General features: G+C 78.0%; 11 protein-coding genes. 6 read left to right on the top strand and 5 right to left on the bottom strand.

What is annotated here, in order from left to right; translation table 11 throughout:
• From ACFU5J_RS21595 to ACFU5J_RS21575, 5 genes are all read right to left on the bottom strand, one after another.
• The coding region (locus ACFU5J_RS21595; RefSeq protein ID WP_430580086.1) for a hypothetical protein at positions 1-356 on the bottom strand (356 nt) is incomplete at its 3' end.
• A complete protein-coding gene (locus tag ACFU5J_RS21590; RefSeq protein ID WP_430580085.1) occupies positions 353-1738 on the bottom strand; it encodes a CHAT domain-containing protein in 1386 nt (461 codons plus the stop codon). The genes ACFU5J_RS21590 and ACFU5J_RS21595, both read right to left, overlap by 4 nt.
• Positions 1735-3150: a hypothetical protein gene (locus ACFU5J_RS21585; RefSeq protein WP_430580084.1), complete on the bottom strand. Its 1416-nt coding sequence runs from the start codon at positions 3148-3150 to the stop codon at positions 1735-1737. Before ACFU5J_RS21585 ends, ACFU5J_RS21590 begins: the two co-directional genes overlap by 4 nt.
• A 10-nt stretch (positions 3151-3160) precedes the next feature.
• A complete protein-coding gene (locus tag ACFU5J_RS21580; RefSeq protein WP_430580083.1) occupies positions 3161-4564 on the bottom strand; it encodes a hypothetical protein in 1404 nt (467 codons plus the stop codon).
• Between the two features lie 6 nt (positions 4565-4570).
• On the bottom strand, positions 4571-4978 hold the full coding sequence (locus tag ACFU5J_RS21575) for a hypothetical protein (protein ID WP_430580082.1): 408 nt from the start codon (positions 4976-4978) through the stop codon (positions 4571-4573).
• 217 nt (positions 4979-5195) lie between these two features.
• Here ACFU5J_RS21575 and ACFU5J_RS21570 point away from each other — a divergent pair, with 217 nt between their 5' ends.
• The 6 genes from ACFU5J_RS21570 to ACFU5J_RS21545 form a co-directional block, all read left to right on the top strand.
• Positions 5196-6755, top strand: a complete 1560-nt coding sequence (locus tag ACFU5J_RS21570; RefSeq protein WP_430580081.1) for a phage tail sheath family protein — start codon at positions 5196-5198, stop codon at positions 6753-6755.
• Positions 6756-6780: 25 nt separating this feature from the next.
• Complete coding sequence (locus ACFU5J_RS21565) at positions 6781-7302, top strand: phage tail protein (RefSeq protein WP_430575589.1); 522 nt, start codon at positions 6781-6783, stop codon at positions 7300-7302.
• 13 nt (positions 7303-7315) lie between these two features.
• A complete protein-coding gene (locus ACFU5J_RS21560) occupies positions 7316-8071 on the top strand; it encodes a hypothetical protein (protein ID WP_430580080.1) in 756 nt (251 codons plus the stop codon).
• Positions 8068-9132 carry a hypothetical protein gene (locus ACFU5J_RS21555; RefSeq protein WP_430580079.1) on the top strand — a complete coding sequence of 355 codons (1065 nt, stop codon included), beginning with the start codon at positions 8068-8070 and terminating at the stop codon, positions 9130-9132. The genes ACFU5J_RS21560 and ACFU5J_RS21555 overlap by 4 nt, the downstream gene beginning before the upstream one ends.
• A complete protein-coding gene (locus ACFU5J_RS21550) occupies positions 9129-10388 on the top strand; it encodes a DUF4255 domain-containing protein (RefSeq protein ID WP_430575592.1) in 1260 nt (419 codons plus the stop codon). The genes ACFU5J_RS21555 and ACFU5J_RS21550 overlap by 4 nt, the downstream gene beginning before the upstream one ends.
• The coding region (locus tag ACFU5J_RS21545; RefSeq protein ID WP_430580078.1) for a hypothetical protein at positions 10385-11195 on the top strand (811 nt) is incomplete at its 3' end. The genes ACFU5J_RS21550 and ACFU5J_RS21545, both read left to right, overlap by 4 nt.

Raw genomic sequence — 11195 nt, 5'->3', positions numbered from 1 at the left:
CCGCCCGCGTGGTCGACGAGGGTCCAGCTCGCGTACGCGCCGCCGGGCCGGTAGCGGAAGATCCGCCCGGCCCGCGCGGCCACGAGGCGGTGGACGTCGGCCGGCAGGTCGGTCGCGGCGACGAGGTCCGCCTGCGACAGGCCGTCCGGCTCGCGGGCCACCAGCCCCCACCCGACGTCGGGGTGGCGCCAGTCCCACGGGTCGGCGGGCGCGGGCCGCGCCGTCCGCTCGGCGAACGCGAACGGGCCCCCGAGCCAGGGGCGCACGTCGGCGGCGAACGCGCCCGTGACGGGGCCGGAGCCGGTCCACGCGTCGACGGACACCGCCGCGCCCCCGACCGGCGGCGCGGCGGTCACGGCGCGTCCCCGAGGGCGGCGGGCGCGACGCCGAGCTGGGCGGCGATCTCGCCCACGCGCGCGGCCGCCTCGGCACGGAACTTCTCCCCCTGGTCGGGCGGCAGCGAGGCGAGCACGAACTGCAGGGCGGCGACCTCGAGGCGGCTCGCCCGGGCGGCGGCGGAGTCGGGGGCGGCGGCGTCGCCCGCGGGCCCCACCACCTGGAGCTGGAACTCGTCCCACCGCAGGTAGAGCGCCGGGAGCGTCCACTCCCGCAGCCCGTCGCGGACCCGCGCCGCCGTGGTGCCCTCGGCCAGCCCGTCGACCACCCGGTTGCGCGCGAGCACGGTCAGCGCGGCCCAGTCGAGCGGCCGCGGCTGGTCGTCGGCGGCCGCGATCCGCCGGCTGAGCTCGTCGACCAGCGCGCCGTACAGGCCGCCGGTGAGCAGGCGCGCCAGCTCCCCGCGGATCGGCTCCCGCATCCCGATGACGGCGTGCGACCGGCCCTTGCTCACCAGCTCGCGGGCCAGCGACGTCAGCCCGTCGTCGCCGGCTGCCGCGCCCTCGCAGCAGTTCAGCACGACCAGCCAGAAGCCGCCGTCGTTGGCCCGTGTCAGCTGCGCGAGCTGCTCCTTCTCGAGCGCGAGCCCGATGCCCGGGCTCTCGGCGCCCCAGTCGTTCTTCAGGGCGAGGCGCACGGTGCCGTCCGTCGACCCGTGGCAGAACAGGTGCAGCACGTGCGGCCGGAAGCCCTGCACGACGCCCCGCAGCTCGTGGAAGTCGGGCGGGACGAGCCTGACCTCGGCGACCTCGGGCGCGGTGCCGGCGTCGACCTCCTCCTGGAGCCGCTCCGCGAGGTCGGCCTCGCTCAGCACCACCAGGAGGCTGACCCGCCCCGGCCCCGCGTCCCGCGCGACGCGGCGCAGCTCGGCCAGCTCGCCCGCCGCGGTGAGGCCCAGGCACGACAGCAGGGCGACGACGCGCAGCGGGGGCTCGAGCTGGTAGAGCGGCACGCGCGGCTCCGCGGTGCGGACCACGCGGGCGAGCGCGTACTTGGACTCCAGCGCCAGGAACGGGCCCTCGCCCGGGAAGCGCAGGGCCTCCCACGGCACACCCTCGGCGCCGCTCAGAGGCAGGATGTCGGCGTAGACCGGCACGCGGGCGTCGGTGCTGCGCATCGCCACGGTGAGCGACGTGCCGAGCTCCTTGTGCACGGCGAGCGACCGGTAGAGCTCCTCGCCGAGGTGGGCGTTGATCTCCGCGTCGGCGGCGTTCGGCGCCACGGACGACCAGGTGAACCGTTCGTCCACGGCGGTGTCGTCGATCGGCTCGACGAGGTGCACGTGCGGCACGAGGTGGTCGTCGCTGTTCACGGCGGTGATCTGGAAGACGACGCGGCTCATGGCTGGCCTCCGTCCGGTGGCGCGGCGTCCGGTGGCGGGGCGTCCTCGGCGCCCGGGTACGCCTGCTGCACGCTCTGCTCGAGGAGCCGCGAGACGCGCTCGAGCGCCTCGGCGGCGGCATGGTCGACGGGCCGGTCGACGGCGGCGGGGAGCCAGCTCATCTGGAGCTGCTCGATGCTGCGCGCCGCCGACGCGACCCACGACTCCTGCTCCACCTGCGTCGCGGCCCGCCGGGTGGACTCGTGCAGGAACGCCGACCGGCCGTCGCGCAGCAGCCGCATCTCCGCCGTCCACCTCTGCCGGCCCGGCTCGGCGTCGGGCGGCGTCGTGCCCGGGGTCTCGACGAACAAGGGGTGCACCCAGGACGTCAGCGCGGGCAGCGTGCGGCCGATCCGCTCGGGTCGCACGAAGATGGTGCGCAGGGCCGCGCCGATCTGCTCCGCCGAGGGGTCGGCCACCAGGTCGTGCACCGTGGTCAGCCCGGGCCGGACGCTGGCGAGCTCGTCGGCGAGCTCCCGCAGCCCGGCGGTGCTGGGGTTGCCCGGCGGGGCCGAGAAGGTCACGGCCACCGCGCCCACGCGGGTGAGGACCTCGACGAGCTCGGTGGGCTCGACGAACGCGGGGATGTCGTCGGGGGTCGTGGGGCGCAGCACGAACGCCCCGTGCCCGTCGGCGAGGTGGCCCTGCACGACCAGGTGCACGACGTCGACGCGGTGGCCGTCCAGCTCCTCGAGGAGCCAGGTGAGCCACGGGGTGGCGACCGCGGGCCCGTGGCGCCGCGCCCGGCGGCCGGCGCTCCCGGGCGTCGGAGGGGCGTGCACGACGACGTCGCCGCCCCCGGCACGGAGCGGCTCGACGACGGCCCGCGTCGCCCTCGCCCACTCGGCGTCGGTGAAGACGTGGACCCGGACGCCCGGGGTGTACGCCACGTACTGGCCGGTCAGCCGCGCCACCAGGTCGGGCGGGTCGGCACCCCCGTCGGCCGGCAGGCTGCAGCAGATCGCGATGTCGAGGTGCGGGCCGGGCCGCTCGGCACGCACCGGGTGGAACGGCAGCCGGAACACCGGGCGGTCCAGCGGAGCCAGCAGGCGCTCCCACGGCAGCACGTGCACCTCGCCGCGCGGGACGGGGATCTCCAGCCACAGCACGTCCCGCGGCGGGATCGGGGACTCCCCGAGGTCGGCCGCCTCGGCCCTCAGCCGCGCGAGGACGTCGTCGGGCACCGCGAGCGCGGCGTCGTCCACCCGGCCGAAGACGGAGCGGGGCAGGCCCAGCGCGCGCAGGGTGCAGCGCGCGACCTCCCGCGGGCGCTCCCGGCCGCGGACGACGGAGAACACGGCGTCGGACGACCCGTGGTCGAGGCTGATCCGGAGCGTCGGCAGCCCGATCTCCGAGCGCAGCGCCATCGCCATGACGACCTCCTCACGCGGTCTCCGGCGCCCGGACCTGGCTCAGCAGGGCCCAGGCGGTCTGGACCGACTCGACCTCGCCGTGGCCGGGGATGCACCAGGTGCCGTCGACGCCGACGATCTCGTGCGCGGCGCCGGCGTACCCCGCGCCGAACGGGTACGCCCCGCCGACGTCGGGCATCGGCGCGAGGGTCGCGGCCTCGGCGCCCAGCCCCTGCGGGCCGAAGCCGCCCAGCGCCGCGAACCGCGACGGCGGGCGGCCGGCGATCTCGGCCTCGCCCAGGTCGGACGCGCGCCGCATCGCGAGGTGGAACACGCGGGTCAGCGGCATGTCGTGGGCCGAGAAGGTGCTGAGGATCGGCAGGCGCACGCGGTCGAACGCGACGCGGTAGCCGCCGGGGTGCCCGCCGACGTCCGGGGCGAACGCCCAGGCGGACAGCGCCGGCTGCAGCAGCAGCACCGAGTCGACGTCGGTCGCCGGGGCGGCGCCGTGGGCGACGGCGGAGAGGACCACCCGGCACCCGTAGGAGTGGCCCACGAGGTGGAGCCGGGCGCCGGGACGGCCGTCCGCGGGCGCGGTGAGCCGGCGCACGGCGTCGGCGACCCCGGCGCTCCCGACCCGCCCGGCGCGGTCCTTCATCTGCCGGACCGTGGCGAGCCGGACGCCGCCGCGCAGCAGCTCCAGCGGGTTGAGGAAGCCCGCCGCCTCCGGGCCCGCGACGGCCTGGTCCTCCTCGATGATCCCGCCCGGCTTCACCGCGGGCGGCGCGAGACGGCGGCGGGCGTCGGCCCACAGCGCGAGGAGCTCCTCGGAGCCGGCCGGCTCCTCGCGAGCGCCCGCGTCCCCGCCCGCACCGCCGTCCGCGTCGTCGTCGGCGTCCTCGGCCCGCGGCAGGCCGGCGAGGATCTCCGCGGCGCGCGCACAGCCCGCCTCGCCCGCGTCGGGGTCGGCGAGGACGGCGCGCAGCTCCGCGGTCCGCTCGGGGCCGAGGTCGTCCTCGAGCGCCGCGAGCTCCGGCGCCAGCTCGCCCGCCAGGCCGTCGCCGCCCCCGGCGATGTCGGGGCCGCGCTCCCACGGCATGACCAGCGCGGTGCTGGGCCAGTGCACGCCGGCGTAGACGGGGCGGTACGGGCGGTCCGGCGGCGGCCCCTGGGAGCGCACGACGTCCTCGAGCCGGTCGAAGAACCTGTCGTACCGGGAGGTGGCCGCCGCCCAGTCGTTGTTCCAGCCGTGCGAGACGAGCACGACGTCGGTGGCGTCGGCGGCGGCGTCGACGAGCGCCTCCAGCGAGCGCGGCGAGGTCAGGCGTCCGGCCGCGTCGAACTGGAGGATGTACACGGGTACGGGGCCGGCCGGCGTCGGGCGCACCTGCCACGGGACGGTCTCGGTCCTGGTCGAGGGCGCGTTCGAGGGCATGGCACCTCACACCTCCTCGAACGCGGCGAGGAGCCGCACCGTCGCCGCGACCGTGCCCTCGTTCGTCACCTTGAACACCTGCGGCCCGTCGGCGACGAGCCGGCCGAGCACGTCCGCGTTGGCGAGGACGAAGGTGCCGTCGACGGCGACCGGGTCGCCGTCGGTGGCGTCGTGCGCCGGGACGACGGTGACCGAGGCTCCCTTGCCGCCGGTCGTCTCCGTCGCGGCGATCGCCAGCAGCGTCAGGGCGACGTCGTCGGGCACGAGGGGGATCTCGGCGGTGTCGCCCGCCTGGCCCTGGGGCGCGAGGGCGGCGTCGGAGACCACGTAGCTGTCGGGCGTCAGGGGAAGGCTGACCGGGAGCACGGGACCGCCGGCGACGCTGACGCTCGCGCTGAGCGAGATCTGCACCATGGTGACCTCCAGGAGGCGGGAGCGGGGCGGGTGCGGGAGGGCGCACGGCCGGTCGGCGACCGGACCCGCCCAGCGTCGCGCGCGGTCGTCACCGGGCGGTCACCACGGCGTCACGGCGCCCGCGAGGGTGCCGACGCCTCCGCGTGACGGGCCCGTGACGGGGGGTTGACGGCCCCGGGCGATGCTCGCAGTGGCCTGGACCGTCGAAGGAGCCGTCATGAGCATCGCCACCAGCTACCCGGGCGTGTACGTCACCGAGGTGCCCAGCGGGAACCGCACCGTCACGGGCGTGGCGACGTCGATCACGGCGTTCGTCGGGGTCGCGCGCCGCGGCCCGGTCGACGTGCCGGTCCCCGTCAGCAACTTCTCCGAGTTCGAGCGCGCCTTCGGCGGCCTCGTGCGCACCAGCGGCCTCGGGTACGCGGTGCGCGACTTCTACCTCAACGGCGGCGGCCCCGCCCTGGTCGTGCGGGTGGCGCACCTGGAGGACGCCGACGCCGACCTGCAGGCGACGGCGGCGCGGCTCACGGTGGGCGACCTCACCCTGGAGGCGATCGGCCCCGGCGCGTGGGCGAACGACCTGGAGGCGACCGTCGAGCACCCCGCGGACCCCGACGCCACGGACATCGCGGCCGGGCAGGGCGTCGAGCCGGACGACCTGTTCACCCTCACCCTGAGCCTGGGCGACGAGGTCGAGGTGTACCGCAACGTCACCGTGGTGGACGGCCCGGCGCGCATCGGCCACCTGCTCTCCTCGTCGCGGCTGGTCCGTGCCACGGGCACCGCGCCCGCGACGCGGCCCGCGGCCAGCGGCGTCGACGCCGACGGCGCCCTCGTGCCGGTGACCGTCGCGACGGCCGACCAGGGGGCCGACGGCGGGCCCGTCGGGGCGGACGACTACACGGGCAGCGGGCGCGGGCTCCTGGCGCTGGAGACCGTGGACCTCGTCAACCTCCTCGTGGTGCCGCCGCCGACCCCCGCCGGTCAGCTCGACGCGTCCGTCTGGCCCGTGGCGGCCGACCTCGCCCGCCGGCGCCGCGCCTTCCTCGTGGTCGACCCGCCCCCGGGCCTCGCGCTCGACGACGTGGGCGCCTTCGTGACGTCCGCCGGGGTGACCGGGGAGAACGCCCGCTACGCCGCGCTCTACTACCCGCGGGTGCGGCACGCCGACCCGCTGCGCGGCGGCCAGCTCGACACGTTCGCCCCCGCGGGCGCCGTCGCCGGCGTGTTCGCCCGCACGGACGGCGGCCGAGGGGTCTGGAAGGCGCCCGCGGGTCTGGAGGCGGCCCTCACCGGCGTCGTCGCGCTGGAGCAGGACCTCACCAACGACGCCAACGGGCGCATCAACCCCGTGGGCGTCAACGCGCTGCGCACCTTCCGCGACGCCGGGTCGGTGGTGTGGGGGGCGCGGACGCTGCGCGGGTCGGACGTGCTCAGCGACGACTACAAGTACGTGCCCGTGCGCCGGCTGGCGAACTTCCTCGAGGAGAGCCTGTACCGCGGCACCCAGTGGGTCGTCTTCGAGCCCAACGACGAGCCCTTGTGGGCGCAGGTCCGGCTCAGCGTCGGGGCGTTCATGCAGGACCTGTTCCGCCGCGGCGCCTTCCAGGGCACCAGCCCGCGCGACGCGTTCTTCGTGCGGTGCGACGCCGAGACCACCACGCAGCTCGACGTCGACCGCGGCGTCGTGAACATCCAGGTCGGGTTCGCGCCGCTGAAGCCGGCCGAGTTCGTCATCATCTCGGTCCAGCAGAAGACGGCCGCGGCGGCGCAGTAGCGCCGCCCCCAACCAGGAGCCCGACATGGCTGAGTTCTCGGTCAACGCCACCCGGTTCGACCCGTACAAGAACTTCAAGTTCCGCGTGAAGTGGGACGGGAAGTACGTGGCGGGGGTGTCCAAGGTGAGCGCGCTGAAGAAGACCACCGAGGTGGTCAAGCACCGCCACGGCGGCGACCCGTCGTCGAGCCGCAAGTCGCCCGGCCGCACCGAGTACGACGCGATCACGCTGGAGCGCGGCGTCACGCACGACGTCGAGTTCGAGCGGTGGGCGGGCTCCGTGTGGAACTACGGCGCGGGACTCGGTGCCGAGGTGTCGCTCGCGAGCTTCCGCAAGGACCTCATCATCGAGCTGTACAACGAGGCGGGGCAGCTCGTCCTCGCCTACAAGGTGTACCGGGCGTGGGTGTCGGAGTACCAGCCGCTGCCCGGCCTCGACGCCAACGCCAACGGCGTCGCGATCCAGTCCATCAAGCTCGAGAACGAGGGCTGGGAGCGCGACGTCGCCGTCGCCGAGCCGTCCGAGCCGTCGTTCGTCGAGCCCTGACGGCGGGCCGACCGTGCCGGGCCGGCCCGCGGCGACCCTCGACCTGTGGGAGGCGCTCGCGGCCACCGCGCCGCCCGCCCGCGGGGCGGTGGTGCTGGTGGCGCGGGGGCTGGCCCCGGACCTGGACGCGGCGTGCGAGCAGCCCCTGGCCGCGGCGGCCGGCGCCGCGCTGGAGGAGCTGCGCGAGCGGGCCGGGGGCGTGCTCGAGACGGTGGTCGCCTGCCCGTCGTGCGGGGAGCTCCTCGACGTGCCGCTGCCGCTCGAGGGCGTCGCCGCGGACGGGGAGCGGGTGGGCCCGGAGGTCGAGACGGTCGGCCCGGTCGAGGTGCGGGCCCCGACGACGGCGGACCTGCTCGCCGCCCTCGCCGACCCCGCCCCCGGGGCGGCCCTGCGGGCCCGGTGCGTGCGATGGCCGGGCGGGGACGACGGCGCCGCCGACCCGGGGCTGGCCGACCCGGAGCTCGCCGCGGGGGTCGCCGCCGCGGCCGAACGGCTGGCGGGCGCGGCCGGGGTCTCCGTGCGCCTGCGCTGCCCGGGGTGCGACGCGGACGTGCGCGCCGACGTCGACGTGGTGCGGCTCCTCACCGACCGCGTCGACCAGCAGGCGCGCGCCGAGCTCGCCGAGGTCGCGACCCTCGCCGCCGCGTTCGGGTGGACCGAGCCGCAGGTGCTCGGCCTCAGCCCCGCGCGCCGCGCGGAGTACCTGGCCCTCGCGGGCCGGGCCCGCACGGACGACGGGTTCCAGCGCGCGAGGGGCGGGGCGCCATGAGCGACGTGTTCGACCGCATCGCGGCGCGCGCCGCGGGCGCCCCGGCGGCCCGGCTCACCGAGCGCCGGGACGTCTGGTCGGCCGAGCCGGCGTTCGGCGTCCCCGGTGGGGCCGCGCCGGGGGCGGGTGCGCCGGGCGGAGGACGGTGGCCCGCGCCCGCGCGGGAGGAGGGTCCGACGCCGGCCACCCCGGAGGGGCGGGCGTCGCGCCCGGGCGGGGAGGGCGTCGCGACCCGCGCGGTCGGCCCGGGCGCGCGGCCCGACGGGTCCGCCTCCGACCTCGGGGCCGCCGGGCCGTCCCCGTCCCGCCGGTCCGGCGCGACCGTGCCCGACGACGTGTCCGCGGGCCCGACCCCGCGGGCCCGTCGCGGCGATCCGCGCGGGGGGACCAGCGCCGTCGACGACGGTGGCGCGGTCGCGGGCCGGGGCGGCGACGGGCGCGGTGCGGTGCGGCCCGGCGCGACCGGGCCGGCGCAGGACCGGCTCGAGCAGGGTGGCCCGGCGCCCGGCCGGGCGGGCGCGAGTGCCCTCGGAGCTCGGCCCGAGGGCGACGGGCGCGATGCCGCCCCGACCGATGCCGCCCCGACCGTTGCCGGCCCGAGCGACGCCGCTCCGACCGACGCCGCCCCGCAGCGGGCCCTGCTGCCGGGCCTCGCCGGCGCGGCGTCCGCCCTGCGTCTGCGCGGGCCGGGCCCGGAGACCCCGCCGGGGGGCGTGCGCGACGCCGGCGCGCCCGAGGGGCCGGCGCCTGCGCCCCGGCGGGACGGGTCGGCGCGAACGCAGCGGGACCCGGCGAGCGCCGCCATCGCGCCGGAGGACCTGCTGCGGGAGCACGTCGCGCCCGCGCTCGCGGGCCGCGGCGTCCTGGACCTCGCGGCGGTCGACGGCCTGGCCGCGCCCGGCCTGGGGCCGGTCGAGGCGCCCGCGGGCGCCGTCGTGCACGTCCACTTGGAGCGCGTCGACGTGCACCGGCCGGCGCCCGACCCGCCCCGTGCGGCGCGCGAGGGCGCCCGGGTGGACCACGCGGACTACCTCGCCCGCCAGCAGCGGAGGTGGCGATGAGCAACACCCACGCGATCGCGGCGGTCACCGCCACCCTGCGGGTCGTGCTGCAGCGGGCGGTCGACGCGGAGCCCGACCCCGTCGCGGGTCGCAAGGTCACGACGCTGCGGCCGGCGCAGCTCGCCGCCCTCGGCTCGGACGACGCCCCCGCGCGCGGCCTCAACGTGTTCCTCTACCAGGTGACGCCGAACCACGCCTGGAACCTCACCGACCTGCCGACCCGCAGCGGCGCGGGCGCTCTGGTGGCGCGACCGCTGGCCGCCCTCGACCTGCACTACCTGGTCACCGCGTACGGCGACGAGCCCGCCCTGGAGCCGCAGCGGCTCCTCGCGCGCGCCGCGCTGGCGCTGGCCGCGACGCCCGTGCTCACCAAGGACGTGGTCGAGGAGGCGGTCGACCTCCTGGGCGCCGAGACGGACACAGCCTTCCTGCAGCACGCCGACCTCGCCGGCCAGGCGGAGCCGGTCAAGCTCAGCCCGGCGCCGCTGTCGCTGGAGGAGCTGTCCAAGCTGTGGGGCGTGCTCGGCACCCCGTACCTGCTGTCCCAGGCGTACACGGCGACGGTCGTGCTGGTGGAGGCCGACGCCCCGCCCCGACGCGCCCTGCCCGTGCGGACCCGGCGGATCGACCTGCGCACGTTCGCCCGCGCGGACGTCGCGGCGGTCACGACCCTCGACGGCGGGCCCGCGGCCACCGGCTCCACCCTCGTGGTCGAGGGCTCGGGGCTGGCGTCCGCGCACCCGTTCGTCGTGGTGGGGCGCACGCGGCTGGCGCCCGAGCCGGGGTCGACGGCCGCGCGCGCCACGGTCGTGCTGACCGACGCCGTGCCGGCCGGCGTGCAGGCGCTGCAGGTGGTGCACGTGCGCCCGGCGGACGCGCTGACCGGCGAGCCGGAGCGCGTGGTCGGGCGGTCGGACGCCGTGCCGCTGGTGGTCGTGCCGACGGTGGGCACCGTGAGCCTGGCGGGCGGCGAGGTCCACGTGCCCCTCGCGCCCCCGCTGCGCGAGGGGCAGCGGGCGGTCGTCACGCTGGGGCGCCTCGCGGAGGCGGGCGACCCGCCGGGCGCGGTGCAGCCGGTCGTCGCGGCCACGGTGCCGCCCGCGCCCGCCGGCCCGCCCGTCGCGGTGCTCGACGTCCCCGACGACGACCTGACCGCCGGCACGTGGCTGGTGCGCGTCGCGGTCGACGGCGTGGAGTCGCTGCCCACCCTGGGACCGGACGGCACGTACGACGCCCCGGCGGTGACCGTCCCATGACGCTGGCACCGAGCCAGGCCGCAGCGGCCGCGGGGGACTCCGGCGGCGCCGTCGCCTCCGCGGGCCGCACCGCCTCGGACGCCGGCACCGAGGAACGCCGCGACCTCACCGTCGCCGAGCTCGCCGTGGTGCGGGCCCGCCTCGTCGGCGCCGACCCGGTGCCCGCCGAGGCCGCGCTCGCCGCCCTCCGTGCCCGGACGGGGGTCCCCGCGCCGCTGGACGTGCTGCAGGACGGACTGGGGCTTTCGGGCTTCGAGCGGTCGGTGCTGCTGCTCGCCTGCGGGCCGGACCTCGTGGGCGACGTCGCGCGCGAGCTCGCCGAGCACGGCGGCGGCCCCCGGCTGACGTTCGCCACCGCGTTGGAGCGGCTCCCCGGAGCGCACTGGGACGCCCTGATCCACCGCCGCCCCCTGCGTCGCTGGCAGCTGCTGCGACTGGCCGAGCCGGACGCCGTGCTCACCAGCCCGCTCGTGCCCCCGGAGCGGGTGGTGCACCACCTGGTGGGCGTGGAGGGGACGGACGAGCAGCTGGAGCTCGCCAGCCGGCCGCTGGACGTCCCCGCCAGGCTTGGCGAGACGTTCGCCGCGCTCGTCGGCGACGTCGTGGGCCGCTGGGCGGGCGGCGCGCCCGTCGTGCTGCGCGGGCCCCAGCCGCGCACCACGCGCGCCCTCGCCGCGGCCGCCTGCGCCGCGGCGGGCCTGTGGCCGCGCCTCCTCGGCGCGGACGCCGTCGACCCCGGCCCCGCCGGGCCCGCGACCACGCTCCAGCGCCTCGTCCGCGAGACCGTGCTGGCCCGGGTGGCGTGGG

Source organism: Isoptericola sp. NPDC057559, assembly GCF_042801555.1.
Lineage (GTDB): Bacteria > Actinomycetota > Actinomycetes > Actinomycetales > Cellulomonadaceae > Isoptericola.
Note: the sequence above shows the minus strand (reverse complement) of the source record. Positions and strands in the feature narration are given on the sequence as shown.

Excerpts from the sequence above, each read along its gene's own strand:
- ACFU5J_RS21590 (WP_430580085.1), bottom strand. The coding sequence starts at position 1,738 with ATGAGCCGCGTCGTCTTCCAGATCACCGCCGTGAACAGCGACGACCAC.
- ACFU5J_RS21585 (WP_430580084.1), bottom strand. The coding sequence starts at position 3,150 with ATGGCGATGGCGCTGCGCTCGGAGATCGGGCTGCCGACGCTCCGGATC.
- ACFU5J_RS21580 (WP_430580083.1), bottom strand. The coding sequence starts at position 4,564 with ATGCCCTCGAACGCGCCCTCGACCAGGACCGAGACCGTCCCGTGGCAG.
- ACFU5J_RS21575 (WP_430580082.1), bottom strand. The coding sequence starts at position 4,978 with ATGGTGCAGATCTCGCTCAGCGCGAGCGTCAGCGTCGCCGGCGGTCCC.
- ACFU5J_RS21570 (WP_430580081.1), top strand. The coding sequence starts at position 5,196 with ATGAGCATCGCCACCAGCTACCCGGGCGTGTACGTCACCGAGGTGCCC.
- ACFU5J_RS21565 (WP_430575589.1), top strand. The coding sequence starts at position 6,781 with ATGGCTGAGTTCTCGGTCAACGCCACCCGGTTCGACCCGTACAAGAAC.
- ACFU5J_RS21555 (WP_430580079.1), top strand. The coding sequence starts at position 8,068 with ATGAGCGACGTGTTCGACCGCATCGCGGCGCGCGCCGCGGGCGCCCCG.
- ACFU5J_RS21550 (WP_430575592.1), top strand. The coding sequence starts at position 9,129 with ATGAGCAACACCCACGCGATCGCGGCGGTCACCGCCACCCTGCGGGTC.